This is a genomic window from Pseudoalteromonas sp. P1-9 (assembly GCF_001399975.1).
Classification (GTDB): domain Bacteria; phylum Pseudomonadota; class Gammaproteobacteria; order Enterobacterales; family Alteromonadaceae; genus Pseudoalteromonas.
The window spans coordinates 18,823-43,479 of the sequence record NZ_LKBD01000005.1; the positions used below are offsets into that span (position 1 = coordinate 18,823).

A 24,657-nucleotide genomic window follows, 5' to 3' on the forward strand; every position below is an offset into this window, starting at 1 on the left:
TGTGGTCTAGACCAGAAACTGAAAAACAGTCTAACGAGGGTTTTTTACAAATCGGTTACGCTTGTGTGAAAAATAGAAAATTGACTGAGTTTTTTATTTAACCTGAACTTGGGATAAGAAGTTAACTAAAAATTTTTATTACATTGATTTTAAATGAGATAAAATAAAGCAGTTACAAAGAATAATAGTTGCAACTGCTAGTTAGGAATTTTTTGAAGAGGCTTACGCCCAAGTTAAACAGCAAAAAAGGCCTTATTGAATGAGTTATACCAATAAACTCGCGGGCCTTGGATTTGCTAGTAAATCGGTAAACACCTGCCAAACAGAGTTTTTATCTTGCATATTGGCATGTTTTTCAATGTAGGCTTTAACAATATCTTGGCCGAGGTTGTAATTAAGCACATAGGCACGGTTTGCTTTAATAAATCCTAAGCGCTGTGTTGCACGCGCTTCACTCACTAAGGTGTATTTAACTAATAACTCGACTGCGTGTTGCTCTGATATTTCACCATCAAGTAAGCGTTTAGCAACCATGTTGTCAGCATAAGAGAGTTTTTGCAGTAGCGCTTGTACTTGATAGTAGCGCTCAGCTTGTGAGACATCGAGACCGGCAAGCACGAAGAGTACTTCTTTTTCAAATACCATGCGTTCAGGTTTTGGAAAAACCACTTCAATGCCATAGTTAGCCGAGCCTTCGGCAAGCAGTGACATAGGGGAAAATAATGGATAAACACAATATTCCATCCAGCCTTTTTCGTTCACTAGGTGCTTTTCCATTAGTGAGTTAAACACATGGTGACCGGGATAGCCTTCATGGGCGGCTAAATCGACGGCACGTGAAATATAAATCGGGAAGTCGGTATTCATTTGAATCAGGCTGAAGTTATCGCCTTTATACCAGTTATAGCCACTCCAAATTTGGTTAGTTACATATTCCAGCTGAAAATTTTCATTATCTGCAAGTGGAATAAATTGCTTGGTAATCTCCCGTGAACGCGATACTGCGGCTTTAAATACGTCATCGAGCTTATTTTTGGGAATTTCAAATTGTGCGTTAAATGCCACCATGCGTTCGCTTAAACTACCGTCGCCTGGTACCAGGTTTTCAAGCTCTAGTAGGACGTTATCAAACTCAGTCTCCGTCTTATTGGGCGAAATGGCATCGTATAACGCAAGCGACTCATCATCGAATTTTGGTGCGTTGCCCGAAATTACATTTATAAAAGTTAGTATTGATTCACTTTGCTTTAATAAAAATGTATGTCTGAGTGTTTCGCTTTCATTTGGTGTTGTTCGTTTTAAGGTATCTACAAGTTTTGTAACCTGCTGTTGAATAGCTTCAAGCGGCTCTTTAATAGTTGGTTGCCAGTCACTTGGGCCATAGTAAGCGTCAACATAATGTGGGTGATGAAGGCCAATTGCCAGTACTAGCTTTACGTATTGCTCTGCAAGGGGGTTTAATGACATCGCTAACTCATTTTGAACGATAGAAATGACAGGCATAATAACCGAGATTTAAATTGTATACAATTTTATGCTCGGTTATTAATCCGAATTCCAAAGATATTGATACTGATACGAACTGATACGTTAGACAGCAGTGTATTCATGCGCTTATTCCATAATGAGTTGATGTGACGGTATCGATTTTTAACCCAGCTAATAAGTTTAGCTGATCTTATTGTATCGGTATGTAATCTTATGTACTAATAGTAAAAACTCAGTAAAATTAGATAAATAGATGAAAAAACGCATTTCACTTATTTTAGGCAGTGGTGGTGCACGTGGGCTTGCGCATATAGGCGTAATTAAAGCGTTAGAACAGCACAACTTTGAGATTTGTTCCATATCAGGGTGTTCAATTGGTGCTTTAATCGGTGGTATTTATGCAGCAGGTAAGTTGCCTGAATTTGAGACATGGATTTTAGAAATAGACAAATACGATATTGTGTCATTGCTTGATTTAGCGTGGGGCAATAATGGGCTTGTAAAGGGCGACAAAATAATTAACACCTTAAAGGAAATGGTAGGGGATATTACGATTACCGAGTTACCAATTAGCTACACGGCTGTTGCGTCTGATATTTTAAACGGTAAAGAAGTATGGCTAAATTCAGGCTCATTATTCGACGCGATCCGCGCATCGATTTCACTTCCTTTGTTTTTTACACCGATTGAAACCAATAATAGAATTCTAATTGATGGTGGGGTGTTAAATCCTGTGCCGATTGCTCCTACGTTTATTGATGACAGTGATTATAAAATAGCGGTTAATTTAGGCAGTGAAAAAGCAACACCACCAGAACCCATCGAAAAAGTCGAAATTCACGATGATACATTCCCAATTTCACGTTTTATAGATTCATTGCGATTTGATAAAGAAGAAAAAGAGGTGAATAAACTGGGGGCGTACGAAGTAGCAGATAAAGCATTTGATGCCATGCAGTCTCACTTAGCTGCAGCTAAATTAGCGGCATATCCGCCTGATGTACTGGTTGAGATTAGCCGTAATGCCTGTGGCACATTGGAGTTTGATAAAGCCGCTGAGATGATTGCGCTTGGCTACAGTACCTGTATAAAAGCGCTTAAAAATAACTATTTATTGCTTGAGTAATGTGTAAGTCAGAGCGCCTTAACATAGCCTGTCGTAGCGTAAAGTTAGCGATTTAAAAGCACTAAAACAGGTGAAGAATTGCACAATTTAAACTGGGTTTACTTGGCTATAGGTTAAATATGCATGTTTTGTTGTATTTTATGGCCAAAATACACGCACTTGGGCCAATACGGGCTATTATAAATGAAAGGCAAATACAAAGTTATATTGCCAAGGCAAGATCTAGCTTAATAAGTACAGATTAGCTTTAAAGTACTTTGATACGACAAAAGGACTATTCCGTATTATGCGTTTTATCGTTAATAATTAGCTATTTCAGCTTGTTACGGGTTTGGCTTTGCTTTAAAGTTCGTTTTTTAATGTTAAGAAGTTGTTTTGAATAAGATCAATTTTTTCTTCTTTGAATATGCTTTGTGTTTTACACTGTATTAATGAAACGACAGCAGTGATGGCTCGTTGGTTTACTTCTCATATTCTGAACGGATTCATGTGACTAGGGTTTAATTTTTTGTTTCATAAAGTCTTTTCTTTTGTTCTTGTCTTACTCTTTGCATCCAGCAATGCGTTTGCTGCGGAATATAGCCGCTATCTGAAAAATTATTCCGTTGAAGAAGGGTTATCGCAAAGCTATGTCAACCAAACGCTGCAAGATAACTATGGCTATCTATGGGTTGCCACAGATTATGGCTTGAATCGTTTTGATGGTTATGAATTTGAAAAAATAACGGGTCCTGACAACGTATTTGTAAACGATGGCATTATTGCACTCCATTTACTAGAAAACGGTAACTTAATTGTTAGCACGTATTACACAGGCGCGTATTTTGTTGATCCTCTAACACTCGAAGCAACACGTTTTTATGATGGAAAATTAGTTGAAACTAAAGATGAGTACTTAAGTTTAGAGAGTGTTATTGAAGTAAATGGTGACTTGATATTAGCAATTGGTCGTCATTTAGTTTCGTATAGTGTTGCAAGTAAACAATTTAAAATTCTGTTTTCATTGAATGAAAATCAAGACATTATTCGTACCTTGTTTTACAAAGGGGAATACATCTATTTTGGTACATCGAAAGGCCTTTATGTCTATCATATCGAGACAGGTGGTGCAGGGTTAACGCACCATAAGCCCTCTAACATACAAGATACCTATGATAACAACAATGTAAAATACTTAGCGTGGGATCATCGTTTAGGTTTATTGATTGGCACGGTTCAAGGGTTGTTTGCACTTAAACTCGATGAAAAAGATGCTAAACCCATGCAGCTTATTGCCGATTTAAATATTTGGGGTGTAGTAAGAAATGCAGACGCGTTTTATATCGCTTCAGAAAAAGGACTATACCGCTTCGACCCAATGTCACTTGAGTTAAATCTGCTGGCACAATATTCAAAACGTCACCCTCTCGTCAGCAATGATGCAATCAAAGACATATTCCAAGACGACAGTGGGTTGTTATGGTTAGCGTCTGAGTCAAAGGGGGTTTATTACTGGCCCCCCGATTTGCAAAAATTTTCAAGTTACAGCAAAGCGTCTGGTATCAACTTGTCTAACTCTTCAGTAACCGACTTTATTGAATTGCAAGCAGGTACGCTTTGGGTTGCAACTGAAAATGGCCTGACAAAACTAAATACTGAAACAAAAGAGACTAAACATTTCTTCGTTGAAGATAACCTCAAAAATAAATGGGGAAAGCATTTTATTCAGTATATTTTTGACGCAGGTGATGGAAAAATTTGGCTGGTACACAGTGAAGGGTTGACACTTTTTGATACTGAAAAAGAAGTTGTTGTGCCGACCAACTTATCTGCAGAGGTAAATAAAGAGTTCACTGAGCTATATCCTTACGGTGTTCACCCACTAGACCAACATCGTTTGATATTTGTTAGTTACAAAGGGCATTTTATTTTAGATACACAGAAAAATACCCTCATCTCTCTTAAGAATCTTGATAAACACTTTGATCCTGATTTATCAATTGGCTTTATGAAAAGCTTCGTTGATGAGTCTGGCGTGCTTTATAGTGTTGGTGGTGCGATTTATCAATATAACTATCAAGAAGATACATTTGATTTAATTCATCAACTCGAGAATTATCAAGTACACGATTTTAAGTTTGTATCTGACTGGACACGAGACGCAGATAATACAATTTGGATTGCTTATAACGCTCACGGCATAGTGGCCCTTGATGATAAATACCAACAACAAAAAGAAATTACCTTTGCCGATGGTTTGCCGGATAATCGGTTATTCAGTGTCACGCAAAGTGATAACGGCGCATTGTGGTTTAGTTCGCAAAGTGGATTAATTAAATATGATAAAGAACTTGATGCGATCAATCAGTTTACTCATGAACAGGGATTGATCAGTGATGAAGTTTACAATGCACCACATAAATTAAAAGATGACCGTATTGCGTTTACTACACCTGCGGGCATTATTTTGTTTAACGCCGAAGAAATTGAAAAAAGCCGAAACGACAAACCGGTAAGGTTGCTTGATGTTGAGCTAAAATCTCGTGATGAGAAACTTACTTTGTCAGGTTTAATGGAGCAACAATTATCGCTTGAACATGATGATTTTGGCCTGAAATTTCACTTTTCTAACTTTGACTTTGCCAATCAAAAGCAAATTAAGTACCGTGTCGATTTACAAGGGCCAAGCAGTGTCGTTTATGAACAGTACGGTAAAAATAACATTGAGTTTACTCGCCTGTTGCCAGGTGATTATACCTTCAACGTCGCAGCCTACTCGTTAAAAGATGGGCAACTTGGCAAGCCTGAAACGTTTTCATTTTATGTCAAGCACAATCCCTGGACATCGCCATATGCCATTGTTGGCTATGTTATTCTGTTTCTTGGTAGTTTTACGTTTATCTATATAAAGCGCGTTAAACAGCAACATAGGCTACAACAGCTCCATGATGAATCTATGGCGGCAAAGCAGCGCGCACGCTTGGCGCTTGAGGCTAGTAACAGCGGTGTGTGGGTGTATAACAGTCATAACCAGCAATTGGATCAAGACCGCATTGTTTCTGACTTAGGTTATGAGCGTGAAACGCTTACCACTCTTCATGACCATATGTCACTAATCCATCCTGAAGATCGTATTCGTTTAGAAGCAAAATGGCGGGCATTTTCAAGTGGTGAAACCAATTTGTGGGATGTGACGTATCGCATGCGCGCCAAAAGTGGTGAATGGGTGTGGTATCGTGATTTAGGCAAGCGCTCTAAAGAAAGCAAAAATGAAGAAAACCCCGTGTATGCAGGGACTTACACCAATATTAGCGAAACCAAAAATAAAGAAATCCAAGCGCGCCTCTACGGTGAAGCTCTGCGTAAAATGAACGAATGGCTAATTATTTTAGATAGTAAGTTTAAATTAGTGGCGTCAAACGAAGCGTTTAATAAACGTTTTTCAGGGCATTCGGAAGATGCGACACAAGATACCTTATTGGCGTTATTTGATGAGCAGCGTCAAGCATTTTACGTTGAGCAATTGGCCAGCCTCAAGGTCGGTGAACACTTACGCCGAGAGGAAACTTGGGTATTTGAGAATGAAACCATTGAAGTTGCGCTGTCTATTTCAGCTATCGGAGATGAGAATGTAAGCAACTATGTTGTGGTTGTATCAGACTTAACACAACAAAAAGAAGCCGAGCAAAAATTAAAACAGATGGCAAATTACGACCATCTAACGCAATTAGCTAATCGGAGTTTAATCAATGACCGCATCGAGCAAGCATTACTGCACGCGCAAAATAAAGTCGTTGCGGTGTTATTCATTGATTTAGATCGCTTTAAACAAGTCAACGATTCACTTGGTCATAGCATTGGTGACAAGCTTTTAGTTAAAGTTTCCGAGCGTATGACATCAGTCGTTGGTGAACAACATAGTGTAGGCCGACAAAGTGGTGATGAATTCATCATTTTGTTTGAAGATGTCGTGTCACCACAAGAAATTAGCCATTATGCGAATGACCTCAACAACACATTAGCACAACCCTATAAAATTGATGGTAATACGGTCAATATTAGTTCTTCAATTGGTATTTCATTTTATCCGTTTGACGCAGAAACGACTGAAGAATTAATACAAAAAGCAGACATCGCGATGATCCACGCGAAAAACAGTGGTCGTAATTGTTACCGTTTTTACACCGAGCAGCTTAATAAAGAAGCGCGCAACCGTATGTTGCTTGAAAACGAATTAGTTAATGCGGTACAAAACCGCCAACTGACTAACTTCTATCAACCTATTGTTAATACACAATCACAAAAAGTAGTGGGTGTAGAGTTGTTATTACGCTGGTTTAAAGACGGCGAAATGATTTCACCGGGTGTGTTTATTCCGTTGGCGGAACAAATTGGGCAAATTGTCGCGATTACTGAAATAGCCCTTGAAACAGCGACAACAGAGTTAGCGTCATGGTTAGCAAGTAATGAGAACCGCTATCTATCAATTAACTTATCAGCGTTACATATTACCCAGCCTAATTTGGTTGAGCGATTTGTCACCATTTTAGCTGACAACAACGTATCGCCACGTCAAATTCGCTTAGAAATTACCGAAGGTATTTTGATTGAAGACACGGTGAACGCCCTTGAGCAACTAGAGCGCTTACAAAAAGCAGGCTTTAAATTGTATTTGGATGATTTTGGCACAGGGTATTCGTCGTTAACTTATATCAACCAATTTCCAATTGATGTGATTAAGATAGATCAGAGTTTTATTCGTCAAATGTTATCCAGCCGCACAAACCAAGCGATCGTACAAACTATTGCGGATTTAGCGAAAAATTTAGGCAGTTACTGTATCGCCGAAGGGGTTGAAGAGCTTACGCAGGTCAGCGTGTTAAAACGCTTAGGCTGTTATAACCTTCAAGGTTTTTACTTTGCCAAACCGGTACCGGCAACTACGTTTTTAAGTGACGAATTCCAAAGCGACGTATCACGTAAAATCAACGCCTGTAAGAATGCGTAAAAAAAGGGGCTTCAAACGCCCCTTTAACACGAAGGGAGTGTTTAGTTTAAGGTTTCAGTTATAACGGTATCAATCACATGGATAACACCGTTAGTAGTGTAAATATCGGTAGTCACCACGTTAGCCCCTTGCACTTGCAGCGCAACTTGTGGCAATGACACTTTCCACCAAACATTGTTAACTGCATCACCTTTGGTGTCACCAGGTGCCATATCTTGTGCATAAAAATATAGCGGGCGACCCATAAAGGCTGCTTGTTTAGTACCGTCAGCACGTGTAATAACGCTTAAGCCTTGAATATTATCAACCATCTCATCAGTAACCATTACTGGCGGCCATGCATCTGCACACGCATCAACACATGTACTGCTAGTTTGACCAAGGTCATTATCGAACACATAGAGCGTGTAACCTGCTTTGGCAGAGCCATTACCGCCGACTAGCATTTGACCTGCAGCATCATAGGCAACTTCATCTGACGCCGAATTAGTTGATTCGGTGTAATTAATTAAATCCACTGATACATCATTATTTGCAAGAGTGTCTACTGCTTTACCATTTGCTGCATACGCAGAAACAGAATCTATCTCAGTAGCCACAACATGTTGCAACAACACATTTGTTAAAGCCGTATTGTCGGCAAGTAATGCTGTTAACGCATCGTCTGGGATTTTATCAAACGCAGCATTAGTTGGTGCAAATACCGTGTAAGACTTAGTTTCATCAGCTAGCGCATCGACTAAATTTGCAGCTTGTAACGCGGTCACTAGGGTTGAAAAGTCAGGATTGGATACGGCAACCTCAACGATGTTCTGAGTCGGTTCGCCTTTCATTGATGGTGGTAAAATCACTTGGTCAACCACGTGAATTACGCCATTACTTGCTTCAACATTGGCAGCAGATACTTTAGACGCATTTATGTACAAATCAGAGCCTGAAAGTGATAAGGCGGCCATTTGAGTGTTTGCCATAGTCACCTTATTATTTTCACCATTCGCAACAGCTACTGCGCCATCCGACATTACTTTCGCATCAGCAATAACGTGGTAGAGCAATACATTTTTCAGCGCTTCTGTATCGGCGAGTAGGGCATTTAGTGTACTTTCAGGAAGTTGTGCAAATGCAGCATCTGTTGGTGCAAAAACGGTGTAAGTTGCAGATTCGTCTGCAAGTACCTCAGCAAGATCCGCGGCAGCCGCGGCGATTAATAATGTGTTGAATGAACCTGCTTGTGAGGCGACATCAACAATATTGCCGACAGGCTCAGGTACACTTACATCACCCACAATAACAGCATCAATTACGTGAATAATCCCGTTAGTGGTGTAGATGTCTTTGGTAACAATTTTAGCACCACCGAACATCAATGAATCAGTTTCTGAGTTGATTGATACAGGCAATTTAGCACCAGAAGCTGTTTCAGCTTCCATCCCGTTTAGGGTAAATGCAGTAACAGAGTCAACTTCACCCATAACAACATGCTGCAAAAGAATACTGCTTAACACGTCGGTATTTGCAAGTAATGTATTGATGGTTTCTTCACCAAGCATTGCAAATGCATCGTCAGTTGGCGCAAATACCGTATACATTTTAGACTCATCAGCGAGCACTGTATCTAAATTAGTTGCTTGTAAAGCAGCAACGAGCGTATTGAAAGTACCTGCTGCAACAGCGGTCTCAACAATATTTGCCGTTGGCATACCTTTATCTGTTGGGGGCATTAACACAGCATCAATAACGTGAACTATACCGTTGTCTGCCATTATGTCGGTTGCTGTAACAGTTACTGTGTTGACCAGCAAATTATCACCGTCGAGCGATAAACCGACCGAATCACCGTTAACCATGGTTACTTTTGATCCTGCACTTGATACTGCCGTTGCCGCATCGACTTTGTCTGCAATAACGTGGTATGTGAGAATATCAGAAAGCGTGTCTGTATCGGCTAACAGTGCTTCAACAGTGCCCTCAGGTAACAGCGCAAATGCAGCGTCGGTAGGCGCAAATACGGTAAAGTTGGATTCAGTATTTGCAAGCGTTTCGTCAAGCCCTGTTGCTTCAAGTGCGGCGACTAGCGTTGTAAAGTTGCCGTCGCTCACAGCAACGTCGACCACTGTTGTTGGTGTGGCAACTGGTGTCGTTGGCGTTTCCACTTTATGATCGTCGTCATCGTCGTTACACCCAGTTACTACAAGCGTTGATGACACTAAAAGTGCTATTTTTAATAAATTTCTCACCTTGTTTATCCTTTTTTTTGATAATTAACTGGCGAGATCTTGTACGGGTTAAAAATTTAACTAGATCAAATTAATGTAATGTTTCGGTTTTGTTAATCATTTTTAATGAATAAACTAAACGCAAAATGACATACTATTTGATGTCAATTTAACGATTAAATTTTTGTAATCTTTCAGTTTGTTACTAGACTTAAAAGGGAAAGGGCTGGCGTCAAAGATGTTCTTACTTGCAAGGAATGCGACATGCATAAAAATTTAATTAAAATTGCGATTGTTGACGATTCGAAAACCATGTTGTTAACGTTAAAAGCAATGCTCAATGGACTCGGTTATCAAAATACCGAGACTTTTTCTTCCGCGCGTCTTGCATTTGACGAAATCAAAAAAGATAGTTCAGCTTATCACTGCGTATTAACTGATTTAAATATGCCTGAATTAGACGGTATGGCGTTTATTAGGCAGTTAGGCGAAATTGGCTTTAATGGTGGAGTGGCAATTGTTTCAGAAATGGATGAACGTGTTATCTCGTTGGCCGCCGACCTTGCTAAAATTCATAAAGTTCGGCTTATTGGTAATTTGTCAAAGCCAGTTAGCGTTAAACAAATTGAAATGGTGTTAGACCGGCTAAAAACACTCAATGTTGTTAAAATGCAAACCTTGCAATACCTCTCTGAACAAGAACTGATAGAAGCCATTGAAAACCAGCAAATAGAACCTTACTACCAGCCTAAAATTAATAGCCAAACTAACCGTGTAGACAGTTTAGAAATCCTTGCAAGAATCGTAAAACCTGGTCGTATAGACGCCATTCTACCGCAACATTTTTTGCCTACAGCAGTATCTCTTGGTATCGAAAATATTATTACTTTTCAGCTTGTTGAAAAAGCCGCACGCCATTATTGCGAATTGCAGGTGATTTTTGATCACGATTTTAAACTGGCAATTAATTTATCACCCAAACAAATGCAGGATGCATTTTGCGCCGAGCAAATGGCGACCATATTGTGTGTTAACGGATTAGAGCCAAGCCAATTTATTATTGAAGTGACCGAAGAATACGCGTTACGTACGCCCGAACAACTGGAAACGTTAAACCGCCTGCGCATGCATGGTTATGGTATTGCGCTTGATGATTTTGGTACGGGATTTACCAATTTAAACCAGTTAAGAACCTTGCCGTTTACCGAGATTAAAATAGACAGATGTTTTATTTCGAGCATTCGTGATGATAAATTTTCTCAGGTGATTGTTAAGTCGCTTATTGATATTGCGAAAGAGCAAAAGGTAGAGCTAGTTGCAGAAGGCGTCGAAGATATTGAAGACTTAGAATACTTGCGCCAAAGTGAAATTGGTATTTTGTTACAGGGGTTTTTTATCTGTCGGCCAAAACCCATCAATGAAGTTGTGCGCTGGTACAGCAAATGGAAACAAATCTCCGAAAAATCTATCTCTTAAAGACAAACTGCGTTAGTGTAAGTGTTTAAATAGTAAACTAAAACGAATTTTAGTCTTTAAGGATGAAGCGCATGAGATATCGCATTCTAAGTACGTTGCTTGTACTAAGCTCATTTACTGTCACAGCAAACAATTCCGCTGATATCGCCAAAAAATTACAAAACCCTGTTGCCGATATGATCAGTGTGCCAGTGCAGTTTAACTACGACCCGAATATTGGTCAGGACGAGCAAGGTGATCGTTGGTTAACCAATGTTCAGCCTGTTGTACCGTACGATGTAAACGATAATTGGAATTTAATCTCTCGCACAATTATTCCCATCGTAAGCCAAGACTTTGGCTCGTTTCGTGAAGAAGGCATTGGCGATATAGTACAAAGTTTTTTCTTTTCACCTAAACAACAAACCGATAGCGGCTGGATTTGGGGGGCAGGGCCTGTTTTAATGTTTCCGAGTGCCTCTGAGCCTATGTTTGGTAGCGATAATTGGGGAATAGGCCCAACGGCGGTGCTGCTTAAACAAAGTGATGGTTGGACTTTTGGTGCATTGGCAAATCATATTTGGGGTTTTGGTGCAGATAAGGACCAAGGTCAGACTGATGTAAATGCAACTTTTATTCAACCGTTTATTGGTTATACGTGGCCAAGTGCACCTCGGTATTCTTAAACAGTGAAGCAACAATCGACTGGGAAAATGATGTAGAGTCAGTACCAATCAATTTGGTTGCCAGTCAAGTGTTCACTTTGGGAGATAATGTATTTAGCCTTGGTGCAGGCTTGCATTACTGGGCAAAAGGCCCAGAAAATGGACCTGATGGAATGGGGGCACGAATTATGATCACCTGGTTAATTCCGCAGTAACCAATCTATAAATGTAAACTTGTTGCATAGTACGGTTAACGAATCACCATCCAATCGTTCACTTTTTCATTTATGTAGCCGCTTTGTCGATACGCTTTATTGATTAAACCGCGGCTTCGTAATTCTTTTAAGCCCCGTTGCACATAGGCAAATATTTCTGAGTTGCCCGCGGCTTTTGACACAACAAAATGCCTGCTACCGGGGAGCTTAACTTTCAATCCATGAATTGGTACAAAGGTTTCATTGTCTTGTGAAAAACTCAGATCGTCGGTGTTGTAAAATGTCGCAAGCATAACATCACTTCGGCCTTTCATAATCATATCGGTCATTTGTGTAAATTGGCTTACGCTATCTAAATGAGCGAAACCAATTGCCGACATTATTCGCCAATCAATTTGCCAGTTTTTATTGGAAATTGCGTTTAAGCGCTGTAAGCCAAATTTGTCATTGACCTGACGTGCGCGTGTATTGTTTTGATGTACATAAAAACCTGCCTCGGCTTCACCATCACGTAATAACGGCCGTGAAATATACAGGTTATCTTTAATGAGCAGAGCGTCGCTTAGCCAAACTCCGGTAACGCTTAAATCAAGCAGTCCTTGTTCAAGCAGGCGCAAGCGTCGTTTATAGTGATCTGCTTGTACTAATTCAATGTTGCCACGAAATCCACCAAAGTGAAGTGCTTGTAACAATAATACTTGCTCAACCACATCGCGATACGCAAACTCACCTGAGTAATCATCTATGCTACTAATTTCGCGACCCGCAATAAATTGTTCGACATGTTTTTGGCCTTCTAGCTGAACACCAATTCTAAGCGTTTCTTTTGCCCCAAGCGAACACGTATACACGATGATTAAAACAAAAAACCAATATCGCATTTTAAATCCTTTAAAACTTAAACTATTCGTAATTCGTGTTGTACTTTATTAATTTATATCGTTTTTTGGTTAAGTAGGCTTAACTTCAGTTTATTTTTGAAAGGTCTATTAGGGAGTTAGATAATTCCCTGTGTAATAATCGCGCAATATACCTGTGCATTGTTTAAATATCAATGTGTTGATGGCTGATAATAACGTTATTTTCTGCGCTTTTTCGTTTCGTGTTGCTGACTACTTGCGCGTTTTGTCGTTTTAGGGCAAAGTAAACCTACTTTTCTTATTGGAGCAAACGCCGACATGAACAACTAACTCCCCAAACAATTTTAACTTTCTGTTTAATGTTAGGGATTAGTAGGCGTTGCTTTGCCAATTTTTCACTGAAAATCAATATTGACGCTAAGTGCAATAATGCTTAGACGTTTCTCGCAGGTGATGCTGATCCCTTTTACTTGGGTAAAAGGATGGTCTTATGCCACAAATTTCAATTTCAAATTTTTCATACAGCGTAGCGCAAAAAAGCATTTTAAAAAATGTATCACTGCAACTAACAAGTGGCGTTTACGGCTTAGTGGGTAACAACGGTAGCGGTAAGTCGACACTTATAAACGCATTAGCAAAGCTTGAAGGCTGCAATAACACGATTAAAGTCTCTGGCAAAACCGCTACTTTTTCACAGCTCAATGACATGCCAAATTGCTCGGTTGCAGGCTATTTAGGTGTTGCCGATAAACTAAAGGCGTTGTCGCGCATCAAGGCGGGTAGCATCGACGTTAACGACTATCAAACGTTACAAGATGATTGGCATTGCGAACGAGATACAATAGCACTGTTAACGTCACTTGCATTACCAAAAGACCCGTTCATATCGTGTAATAAATTAAGCTATGGGCAGCTAGCTCGTTTAATGCTACATCGGTGCTTTAACAGTGATGCAGACATTATATTGTTGGATGAGCCAACCAATCACCTTGACCTAAATGCCAGAAGATGGTTAAGCGGCCAGATAACAGCCTTTGGGGGGATTGTGGTTATGGCAAGTCACGATGAAAATCTATTGGATCACAGCACACGTACATTGCACGTAATTAATGGTACGGTAAATGAATACGGTGTTGGCTATCATCAATTTAAAGCACAGTTTAATGCGGAGCAAAAAGCACTAAGAGCGAAACAAGAGCACATTAAACGCGAGCAAACGCAATTTAAGCGCATTGCACAGCTAAGCTTAGAAAAAGCAAGTCAGCGTGCGGCCCAGGGCAAGCAAAAAAGAACATCGGGCAGTCAGCCTAAAGTATTACTCGATAGTAAAAAAGAAGCTGCGTCCAAATCCCATAGTCGGCAAGTGAAATTGCAAAAAGCGCGTATTGATACATCAAATAAAATGTTGCGTGCGGTATGCGATGATCAGGTATTAAACGAACCAGTCACATTCCACATGGCCGATATAAACACTCATAAAAATAAGGTACTGGTTAATATAAACAACTGGCAATGTGAGTTTAATCATCATCCACCACTGAACGCCACCATTAAACAAACAAGTCGTGTTTGGCTTCAAGGCCGTAATGGTTCGGGAAAATCTACCTTACTTAAAAACATAGCAAACCTGAGCAAGGCGAACCTAACAGTTAATCGTAATTGCGATGTGATTTATCTTGAACAAAATTGTCGCTGGCTCGATCAATACAGTGATGTACTAAGTGCTATTGTGGCTTTGACAACTCAGATAAGTGAACGAACCGCGCGTACCTTGCTCGCGTCTGCTGGGTTTCGAGGCGATAGCGCTTTTTTACCAGTCGAATCACTAAGTGGCGGCGAAAAAATGAAACTAGCGATGCTATGCGTAAGCCATGCACGAAAAGACGCGTTATTGCTACTTGATGAACCTGATAATCATTTGGACATCGCTGCGAAAGCTGCATTGGCGATTTCGTTAAAAAACTATCCAGGCGCGTTTATATTAGTGAGTCACGATACCCAGTTTGTTGAGCAAGTTGGGGTGAATATGCGCCTTGATATTAATTCTGTCAGTGCTATTGAGGAACGCGAATAAACGTTTAAAGTTCAATAATTTATCATTGTTAAATTTTACCACATTAAGGAGGTGCAATGGAAAAGCATGATAGTGGCTTTGATGAAGCAAGTTATGATGATAAAGCGATCCATTTTAGCCATACTGTTATTCGCTTTTGCGTAAAAATACTCGCAATTTTAATGATGTTGCTCATTATTTGGGGGGTGTTAGATGTTGTCTACGTGATGTATATGAAATTGAGTTCACTGCCTTATTTCTTGCTATCAATTAGTGACATTCTCGCAGTGTTTAGCGCGTTTTTGGCTGTATTGATTGCAATTGAAATCTTTATCAACATTGTTATGTATCTGCGTGACGATGTAATTCACGTTAACTTGGTAATCGCGACAGCATTAATGGCGATAGCGCGAAAAGTAATTGTACTCGACTTTACAAAATTGGCCCCTGAATACATTTAGAGCACTGCAGGCTTAGTACTTGCGCTTGGCGTTACCTATTGGTTGATTGCAGTAAAGGATAAGAAAAAAGCCAGCTTATTGTAACGTAATAACAGCTGGCTTGTTAAAGTGGAAGCGGCATATTTAAGTCGCTTTCACTCTTATCTATTCATGCGTAACGCTTTTATTTTAAGATTTTCCGTTTTCAGCAAATTTTTCTAACGTTTCACCACTCATACGATAGCCAATCCACTCATGCTGAGGCTCGGCGCCAAGTGATTCATAAAAGTCACGCGATGGGGTATTCCAATCTAAGCAACTCCATTCAAAGCGGCCACACCCTTTTTCAACAGCAATTTGTGCTAAATTTTGAAGTAACGCGATGCCCGCGCCTTTGCCGCGGTATTCAGGTGATACGTACAAATCTTCAAGATATAAGCCTGGTTTTGCAAGCCAGGTTGAATAGTTGTAAAAGAATACGGCAAAGCCAATGGCGTGACCGTCTAATTCGCAAATTAAACCGTAAACACCAGAGTGCTCAGAAAACATGCTCTGTTTGATGGTCTCGGTCGTTGCCAATACTTCGTGTTCTGCCTTTTCATATATTGCTAACTCCCTAATAAAATGCAGAATTGTATTAATATCGTTAGCAGTGGCGTTGCGGATAGTAAGACTCATTGGCTACCTTTGGTTTGGATGAAAAAGCAATTATTTAATCAGTATATCGTTATTAATATCGTAATTATAGGGCGAACATTATGCGCACCAACAACCTTGAGTTGTTAACGCGCAAATCTGAATTTACAAAGCGGTTTGAAATTGCGTATGAGATAAGGCTTCTTCTGTTTCCATTTCGCCGCGGTGATCTTTTGCTATTTTTTCATAAAGTAGCGGTAGCACCATTAAGGTAAAGAAGGTACCAATCAACATTCCGGCAACCAAAATAATACCAATGCTATTGCGCGCTTCAGCGCCTGCGCCCGTTACTAATACCAATGGGAAATGACCGAGTACGGTTGCACCTGTGGTCATTAAAATTGGGCGTAAACGTGTAGCGGCAGCGCCTTTTACAGCGTCTAGTTTAGATTTACCTTCAAGCTGTAAATGATTCGCGAATTCAACAATTAAAATACCGTTCTTTGCAATCAATCCTATCAAGGTAATAAGGCCTATTTGGCTATAAATATTCACCGTAGTTAATGATAAAAATGGCAACATTAGTGCGCCTGCAAGTGCTAAAGGCGCGCAGCCAAGCAATACAACTAACGGGTCACGGAAGCTATTAAATTGAATCGTCAGCAGGAAGTAAACCACAATCATTGATACTAATAGTACGCCAACCATAGTATTACCTTCTTTACGAAGTTGGCGTGATTCACCTGCATAATCAATAGAATAATGCTTTGGTAAAACGTCAGCTGCAATTTGTTCAATAGTGCTTAAACCTTGCTCCTTGGTGATATGAGGCAAAACACCCGCTAAAATTCTAAATGAACTTTGTTGGTTAAACGAGCCCAATACGCGCGGGCTGGTAAACGTGCGTAATGTTGCAAATGACGACACAGGAATAAGCTCGCCACTACCTGTGCGTATTTTCATATCGAGAATATTTTCAGGGTTATAGCGCTCATTATCGCCAACAATTGGGATCACGCGATAGGCTTTGCCGTCTTTATTAAAATAGTTTACAAAATTGTTCGACATTAAAATGCTCAGCTGATCATTCACCGATTGTAAATTTAACCCTAAATCGGCGATTAATTCGCGGTCGATTTCTAGTTCTGCTTGCGGTAAATCGATTTTTAGGTCGGTATTAATAAACATAAAGTTGCCGCTGGCGTTTGCTTTTGCAATAATCTCGTCGGCGTATTGCTTCATAGTTTCTGGGTCATCATTCGCGCGCAATACCACTTCAACGTCAAACTGTCCTGCGGTAGGCAATGACGCTGGCAGAATTGGGAACAAGCTTAAGCCCGTTACACTGCCAAGTCGACCGTAAAGGTCAAACAGTAAGTCGTGTACCGAGTTTTCGCGCTCTTCATATGGCGCAAGTTCAACACCACCAAAACCGGCCGCGGCAGTAATAATTTGCCAGGTAAACTGACCACCTTCCGTTGCATTCATCACCTCAGCGGTATCATTCATTTTGCTTGAAGTATAAGCTTGAGAAGACTCCGGCGGCGCTTCAACAACCACTTGTATACTGCTTTGGTCTTCAATTGGCGCGAGTTCTTTTTGTGATAAAAGATAGAAAGGTGCCGACAACAATGAAAACACAATAGCGACGAAGAATACTTGTGCGCGCCAGTTAAATAGGGTGTCTAATGCGTTAAAGTAGAAATTTTGTAACTTATCAAAGTAGCTATTTACTTTTTTCGTTAGTTTACTTTCTTTACCGCCTTCAGCGTTAACCCACGCACTCATAATGGGCGATAAAGTTACTGCAACAACACCGGAAATAAGTACAGCAATGGCAAGGGTAAGCGCAAACTCTCTAAATAAGAAGCCCGTTAAACCAGTTAAAAAGCCAATGGGTGCGTACACTGCCGCAAGCGTTAAGGTCATGGCAATTACTGGCACAAGTAATTGACGTGAACTAATGAGTGCAGCTTGCCAGCGAGGTCTGCCTTCTCGCATATGGCGGGCTACGTTTTCAACGACCACAATGGCATCGTCCACAACAAGGCCAACTGATAACACAATTGCAAGAATTGTCAGCAGGTTAAGTGAAAACCCAACTACATAAATAACAGCAATCGCACCTAAAATTGAAATAGGAATGGTGATAAGCGGCACCATAGCCGTTCTAAATGAGCCCATCATCGCGAGAACCACAATGCCAACAAGTAAAACCGTTTCACCCAGCGTGGTAAAAATTTCTTTAATTGAATCACGCATGTAGAGCGTGCCATCGTAGCCAATTTCAATGTGCATACCGTTTGGCAATACCTCATTGATTTGATCTAACTTTTTATAAAGTGCATCGCCAATCACAATTTCGTTAGCGCCTGGTAGCGCCCAAACTGCTAAAAATACCGTATCGTGATCATCTAAACGCGCTGTTACCATGCCTTCGGCTTCGCCAATTTCGACATTGGCGATAGTACCAAGACGAAGTTGCACTCCGTCACTTTCTTTTACGATGAGGTTTTCAAAATCAGCAACGCTTTTTAGCGATGTATTAGCCATTAAATCAATGCGTTGGCGGTTGTTTTCACTGTAGCCTAATGTTGCAATGGTGTTGTTAGCTTGCAGTGCTTGAAACACATCAACCGCACTGATGTTGTAAACAGCGAGCTTATCGGTATCAAGCCAAATACGCATAGCTGGATCGCGACCGCCTTCTAGGGTTACTTTTTGCACGCCATCAATATCGCTCATTTGCGGCACAATATTACGGGTTAGGTAGTCACTTACTTCGCTACGCGGTAAACCTTGCGATTGCACATCCAGGTAAAACACCGCGTACGGGCTATCGGCACGTACAATTTGAATTGCCGGATCTTCAGCGCCCGTTGGTAGTTCAAATTTGATTTGGTTTAATTTAGTCGTGAGCTCTGCTAAGGCATCTGTCGTATTGTGGTTTAACTCAAGCCACGCAGTTACTTTACTAAGGCCAGCTGTGGTAATTGAATCAACGTAATCTACGCCTGGAACCGTAGAGGTTACACGCTCGATAGGCTCGGTAACATAGCCCTTTACAACATCGGCTGATGCACCGGTGTAAACGGTATTAATGACTAACGAGGCACTTTCAATTTTCGGGTATTGTTGTACCGAGATTTTTTGCGCGGCGTTAATACCCGCAAGCACAATTAATACTGACAGTACGATTGCCAATACGGGTCGATTGACAAATATGTCCATAAAGGAGGGCTTGTTTTCGTGTAATGAACTCATTACAAGCCTCCAGTGTGCGTTGTATTTTCTGCCGTTTCTGTGGTGTAAACCAAGAGATTTTCTTTTAGTTTAAACGCACCTTCACTGGCAATAAACTCACCAGCATTTAAACCACTTAAGATTAATTGTTGGTCTTGGATTTTGTCGCCTAGCTCTACTTTTATTGGCTTGGCACGCCAATTTTGTTTATCGTCTTTCTCTAATTTATAAACAAAATCACCGAAGTGGCTGCGTGTTACCGCATTGGTCGGTACTGCTACTGCGTCAATCACTTCAATTGGTACAAACACACTCACCATTTGGTTGTGATGTAACTGCTTATTTTGGTTGTTAACAATGGCGCGATAGCTTTGCTGGCGTGAATTTACGTCGATATTCGGCGCAATAGCAATAAGCTCAGCCGTTAACGTGGTGTCTGACTTTTGCTGCTTTACCGGTGCAACGCGCAGGGCATCACCAATGGCTAAGCGTGGTAGCGTTTGTGGCACAGCAAAATCAATCCAAATATTATCATTTAAGCCAACCAAAGTAGTGATTTGGCTATTGGCATCAAGTAATTGGCCGACTTGATATTGCGTTAAACCAACGCGACCAGCAAACGGCGCTTTAATGTTCTTTTTATTAATAACTGACGTTAAATTAGCTACTTCAGCGTTAGCAACATTAACATTTGCCAGCGCTTTATCCACTTCATCTTGGCTAATACGCTTTTGCGATAACAACTTTTCAACACGCGATAGGGTTGATTCTGCAAGTGTAAGACGTGCTTTAGCAGCACTTAAGTTGGCTTCTTCGATACTGGTATCTAGTTTTATAAGTAACTGATCTTTTTCAACTATATCACCCGGTTTAAAACCTACTTTGGTAATATTGCCAGCATATTCATTGCTTACGGTTAGTGTATTCGGTGCTTGCACTTGGCCAATAACTTTTACGGTTTTAATATGCTGAGTTGGCTGTGCATAGGTACTTTTAACCGATGCGGAAGGTTCAGGAAATGATTCGGCAAAGGCAATCATTGCTTGAATTTGACTAAACTTGGCAAAACCTAGTCCCGAGACAATAACAAGTATAAGGATAATGGCTGCGAGCCAGCGTTTAATTTTCATACTTTCTCCGTTTGTATTGCATTAACGCAATGTTAATTTCTTTAATTCGTTTTCAATGGTGACAAGTGAGTCATCATCGATGGGTTTCTTCCATGGGTAACTATTAAGCAAACGCACTGTGCTTCTAATAATAGGATGATTAAGCGGTAATGGCTCAAGTAATGAGTCTGTACCTTCGACAATTTCCTGCGTTTGTTTAACCCGTTGTACTTGTTCAAAGCCAACAGTTATAGCCCAGCCACTAATGAGTATTTCTTCAATCACTTCGCTTAGGTTAGGCACATTTTGCAGCTCGCCCGCACTGATGCCATCGGAAAGGGCTAATTTAAAACCTTGTTCACAACAGTTACAGGCGTCGATCATTTTTTCAGTCCAACGACTAGAAGCGCGTTGAATAACCGCTTTATTGGTTGAATAAGATTGCAGTTCGTAATCAAATTCAAAGCGTTGCATGGCTTTAGGGGATATTAAGCATACCGCGAGCATTTTTTCTGGCGTTGATAAAGGCAAGCTAAGCACACGTTCAAATACCTTTGATACGTGATCAAATGATTGATAGGCAAGGGCAAGCACAATATCTTCTTTGCTCTGCACGAACTTATATACAGAGCCCATTGAAAGACCTGCCAAACGCGCGACCTTAGCCATCGTAAAGTCAGTAACTGACGACTCGTTAATGCACTGTTCTGCGGCATTTAAAATCATTCTTTCCTGTTCTTGCAGGCTATATTTTGGTGCTGGTGCCATTACTAAACCTCTCGCTTATTTTCTTTGGTAACGCCATTCGAATGAAATTCGAATGGCGTTATTCTAATTCAGCAAAGGTTAATGTCAATTAAAATATTGGGCTTGTTAATTACAAATTAGGATAAGTTATTAGGGTCTAATTAATTTTATATTAATGAAGGTATGTTTGGGTCTAACTTGTTAGTTTTTTTGTTTAGCTGATTTCAGGTAGTGAAAGGTAAGAAATTGACTTGAATACACAAGTTTAAATGAAAATTCGATTTATATTGCTGTTATTGCAGAGGGGGCGTCAACTTATACTGTTTGTGTACCGTTAATTAAAAATGCTTAGTGTAATTGAAACTTATGGGCTTAGTTGTTTTGTACATTCGTTAAATATAATTTGTTTGGCAAAGTAAATTCAAAATTACCCAATGTTAAACAAACTTATACTCGAACCTAGATGTCAATGAATTAATGTCGAAAACAAGATAGCTTAATTGTGTCAAATCTAGATATTAAAATTTGTTAAAACCTAATCTTAAAAGACACTGAAAAAAGGCTACCAGTGTCTTTTTTCTTTTCAACTTGCTTCTTTTTTACTTGTTGTGTATTCGTCTGTTTTGTTTGTGTGTAGTGGTTTGCATTTGAAGCTTGTAACACTTCATTGTGATTAAGCTCAGGCATTGCTAATTGTGCTGAAAAAATAAGTGCAATAAGTGACATTGGTTGATTCCGCTTTACATAAATTACGTTTGTTGGGCCATGATGCCGATAAAATTAATTTTTGTCTCTTATCAAACTATTATATTATGAAAGATAAGGTTTAACTGAAAATTACATATAAAATTCAATGCTTTAAATGAATCCTTATCTGGTTGTTTTTTAAATAAATAATATTACTTATAGAAAATAAAGTGAGTTATGCTAATATCGCGTTTATTTTTTGTTAACTGCGACCAACGTGATTTATCAGTTAGGACCTTGGCTTTTTGATAGCGATTTATGTTTGCTTTCAAATGGTGATATTAAAACGGAATTAGACCCACTTCTTGTTAAGTTATTGCGGTATTTTATTGCACATCCAAAGCAAATTATTTCTCGCCAAATGTTGGTTGATAATGTTTGGCAGCAATCATTTGTTGACGACAATGCGATAAATCGTGCAATGTCTGAATTGAGAAAACAACTCCAGCATTCTGAGCTTGAAGCGCCGCTAATCAAAACCCATTATCGTAAAGGGTACAGCTTACAACTCCAGCCAAAGGTAATTGAAAGCCAAAACACTGAGATTGTGGAAAAAGGTCAATCAAAACAAACGAGCGCCCGTCCAAATACGTTGCTTATTATTGGCGTATTATTGTTGGTTGTTGGGCAACTTTGTTGGTATTTTTGGCCAGAGCACAGTAGTGATTATGTAGCGAAGGTAGATTTTACTACTGAGCTTGTAACAAACGATAACGGTGCTGAAATGCTTCCGTTATTTAGTTTTGATAAAGCGTTCATGGCTTACACTCGCTCTTATCCAGATACAAAAGAGCGAAAAGTCCATATTAGACGGATGGCGAATAAGCAAGAAATTATGCTGGTTCACCCAACAATGATGATTTCTGCATTAGCGTGGCAAAATCAGCAGCACAGTTTAATTGTGCAGGCTTTAGACGTAAGCTTGGGTAAATGCGAATTTCTGTTGGCAGATGTATCGGGTTTTACGGCGCGCTCGGAATTTACGCATCTATCAGATTGTAATTACCAAACAGATGGCTACGCAGCGCTCGATAAACAAGGGCGGTATTTGTATTACACATCGAGTAATAACGACCTAAAAACAAAAGCCTTGTTAAAGTACGATACAGAAACCAAGACATCACACGCATTGGTTCCGGCACGCCCTGATTTGTTTGGCCCAGCGATGCCAAAGCTGTCACAAGACGGAAAGTGGTTAGCCTATTTAATTTTTGAGAAAAATAAGCGTGTGCAAGTGTTTTTGCACTCATTAGATACACTAGAGTCAAAAAGGCTATATCAAAATAAGTCAGCAACGTATTCATTTGCATTAGATTGGGTCGATATAAAAACGTTACGATTTATTGATTACGATGAAATTGTAACGATCGATATCAACTCATCCAATATTATTGAACGCCTGTCGCTACCTGATTTTGTGCGGCCTTACTATATAAGTCACAAAGATAAGACAGATCTCTATTACACAACGGGAAACACTCAGCATTATGGCTTTAAACAAGTTGATGACTTTAGCCGAGGGCAGGATGCGTACAATATTTATGAATCAAACCATCACTCATATTTTATTCAGTACGATAATACGCGCCAGCAATCCTATTTTATTTCTAAACGAAGTGGCATACCGCAGGTATGGCGTGGAAACAAATTAGGCGTTAAGCAATTAACCCATTTTGAAGATAAAGCAACCGCATTATCAAAGTTGAAGTTAAGTCCCAATAGCAAGCATTTGTTGTTTCAGCGCAATAACCGCATTGAAATTTTAAATGTAGATTCGGGTAAATTACGCAGCGTTGATTTTTTAACACATAAAGAACTATTGTCGATTATATGGGGCGAAAACAGTAACACTTTGTTATATGTAAAAAAAGGCGATGACGCACGGGTAAAACGTTATGACTTTATAACAGAGGAACAGCAAACCATATTATCAGTAAACTCTTTGTCACTATTTAATAGTAATAACGGTGTGCCTTATGCCGCAACTGATAAAGGCTTAGTTAATCTAGATACTAAAGAATTAGTTACATTGCCTGACAATATTATTGTCGATTTAAATATGCGATTTAGCTCCGTAGATGATTACTTTTACGCAACTGACCGAATTAAAACGGTTTATCGTTTTAAAGCTGGTGATAAAGAAGCCGATGTCAGTAAGCTCGATTTTAATATTCACAGTATGGACATAACAAATAAGCACCAAATATTACTTGGTAGTAGAACCATGAAAGATATAAATATCGAACGGATCTGGTGGTAAATCGCTATTTAACGCTTTTTTGCGTTCAAATATCAACCTAAATTATATTTTTCCACCCTAATATAAGTATCATTTATAGTGGGTATTATTTGGCTAAATCCTGCTTGCGATATCCTCGTGTTACAATGCCAGAAAATGAATATATAAAGTGAAGCCGACAGATAAAACAGACTGTTGCGTAATCCCATTAACGTGCTTTAATTGGTTGCAAAGTGGTTAGGTTTTTGTTTGGTAATAATAACTATTATCAATGAGTTATTGACGACTTCACGATTATGACCAGTAAGGTTATCAATTAGTATTAATTTACTGAGTTTTTCATGTTTTTTAGACTCGACAGTTTAGTGAGTGAGTAAAAATCATGTAAAATACTTAGTTCATATCTTTTCAAAAACACGTCGAGAGTTTTT

At 39.7% G+C, this 24,657-nt stretch carries 16 protein-coding genes; 8 read left to right on the forward strand and 8 right to left on the reverse strand.

The annotated features are described in order from the left end of the window. Nucleotides 1–264: 264 nt before the first annotated feature. Entirely contained in the window at nucleotides 265–1,467 is a 1,203-nt protein-coding gene (locus tag AN214_RS04925; RefSeq protein WP_054978843.1) for a hypothetical protein, read from the reverse strand. 274 nt (nucleotides 1,468–1,741) lie between these two features. On the opposite strand from AN214_RS04925, the gene AN214_RS04930 reads away from it, so the two are divergent. Continuing rightward, complete coding sequence (locus AN214_RS04930) at nucleotides 1,742–2,614, forward strand: patatin-like phospholipase family protein (protein WP_054978680.1); 873 nt, start codon at nucleotides 1,742–1,744, stop codon at nucleotides 2,612–2,614. A gap of 508 nt (nucleotides 2,615–3,122) precedes the next feature. Next, entirely contained in the window at nucleotides 3,123–7,601 is a 4,479-nt protein-coding gene (locus AN214_RS04935) for an EAL domain-containing protein (protein ID WP_054978681.1), read from the forward strand. 41 nt (nucleotides 7,602–7,642) lie between these two features. Here the strand turns inward: AN214_RS04935 and AN214_RS04940 are convergent, their stop codons facing one another. Then, entirely contained in the window at nucleotides 7,643–9,838 is a 2,196-nt protein-coding gene (locus AN214_RS04940; protein ID WP_152960707.1) for a fasciclin domain-containing protein, read from the reverse strand. 243 nt (nucleotides 9,839–10,081) lie between these two features. Here AN214_RS04940 and AN214_RS04945 point away from each other — a divergent pair, with 243 nt between their 5' ends. From AN214_RS04945 to AN214_RS22850, 3 genes are all read left to right on the forward strand, one after another. Further along, nucleotides 10,082–11,293, forward strand: a complete 1,212-nt coding sequence (locus AN214_RS04945; RefSeq protein WP_054978683.1) for an EAL domain-containing protein — start codon at nucleotides 10,082–10,084, stop codon at nucleotides 11,291–11,293. Between the two features lie 71 nt (nucleotides 11,294–11,364). Beyond that, nucleotides 11,365–11,958 (forward strand): transporter, encoded by a 594-nt coding sequence (locus AN214_RS04950; RefSeq protein ID WP_200911111.1) that lies wholly within the window; start codon nucleotides 11,365–11,367, stop codon nucleotides 11,956–11,958. Beyond that, entirely contained in the window at nucleotides 11,931–12,152 is a 222-nt protein-coding gene (locus AN214_RS22850) for a hypothetical protein (RefSeq protein ID WP_200911112.1), read from the forward strand. The genes AN214_RS04950 and AN214_RS22850 overlap by 28 nt, the downstream gene beginning before the upstream one ends. Before the next feature lie 35 nt (nucleotides 12,153–12,187). Here AN214_RS22850 and AN214_RS04955 read toward each other — a convergent pair whose 3' ends face one another. Then, nucleotides 12,188–13,033 carry a hypothetical protein gene (locus AN214_RS04955; RefSeq protein WP_054978684.1) on the reverse strand — a complete coding sequence of 282 codons (846 nt, stop codon included), beginning with the start codon at nucleotides 13,031–13,033 and terminating at the stop codon, nucleotides 12,188–12,190. A gap of 469 nt (nucleotides 13,034–13,502) precedes the next feature. Here AN214_RS04955 and AN214_RS04960 point away from each other — a divergent pair, with 469 nt between their 5' ends. Further along, on the forward strand, nucleotides 13,503–15,086 hold the full coding sequence (locus tag AN214_RS04960) for an ATP-binding cassette domain-containing protein (RefSeq protein WP_054978685.1): 1,584 nt from the start codon (nucleotides 13,503–13,505) through the stop codon (nucleotides 15,084–15,086). Nucleotides 15,087–15,142: 56 nt separating this feature from the next. Then, the gene (locus tag AN214_RS04965; RefSeq protein ID WP_054978686.1) at nucleotides 15,143–15,526 is read left to right on the forward strand and encodes a phosphate-starvation-inducible PsiE family protein; all 384 of its coding nucleotides are present in this window, start codon (nucleotides 15,143–15,145) and stop codon (nucleotides 15,524–15,526) included. 168 nt (nucleotides 15,527–15,694) lie between these two features. On the opposite strand, the gene AN214_RS04970 is transcribed toward AN214_RS04965, so the two are convergent. The 5 genes from AN214_RS04970 to AN214_RS04990 form a co-directional block, all read right to left on the reverse strand. Further along, a complete protein-coding gene (locus AN214_RS04970) occupies nucleotides 15,695–16,183 on the reverse strand; it encodes a GNAT family N-acetyltransferase (protein WP_054978687.1) in 489 nt (162 codons plus the stop codon). Nucleotides 16,184–16,306: 123 nt separating this feature from the next. Further along, nucleotides 16,307–19,405, reverse strand: a complete 3,099-nt coding sequence (locus tag AN214_RS04975; RefSeq protein ID WP_054978688.1) for an efflux RND transporter permease subunit — start codon at nucleotides 19,403–19,405, stop codon at nucleotides 16,307–16,309. Beyond that, on the reverse strand, nucleotides 19,405–20,514 hold the full coding sequence (locus AN214_RS04980; protein ID WP_054978689.1) for an efflux RND transporter periplasmic adaptor subunit: 1,110 nt from the start codon (nucleotides 20,512–20,514) through the stop codon (nucleotides 19,405–19,407). The genes AN214_RS04975 and AN214_RS04980 overlap by 1 nt, the downstream gene beginning before the upstream one ends. A gap of 21 nt (nucleotides 20,515–20,535) precedes the next feature. After that, a complete protein-coding gene (locus AN214_RS04985; RefSeq protein ID WP_010558955.1) occupies nucleotides 20,536–21,261 on the reverse strand; it encodes a TetR/AcrR family transcriptional regulator in 726 nt (241 codons plus the stop codon). A 507-nt stretch (nucleotides 21,262–21,768) separates the two neighbouring features. Then, entirely contained in the window at nucleotides 21,769–21,966 is a 198-nt protein-coding gene (locus tag AN214_RS04990) for a hypothetical protein (RefSeq protein WP_054978690.1), read from the reverse strand. Nucleotides 21,967–22,204: 238 nt separating this feature from the next. Between AN214_RS04990 and AN214_RS04995 the strand changes: the two genes are divergently transcribed. Beyond that, on the forward strand, nucleotides 22,205–24,247 hold the full coding sequence (locus AN214_RS04995) for a winged helix-turn-helix domain-containing protein (protein WP_054978691.1): 2,043 nt from the start codon (nucleotides 22,205–22,207) through the stop codon (nucleotides 24,245–24,247). Nucleotides 24,248–24,657 lie beyond the last annotated feature (410 nt).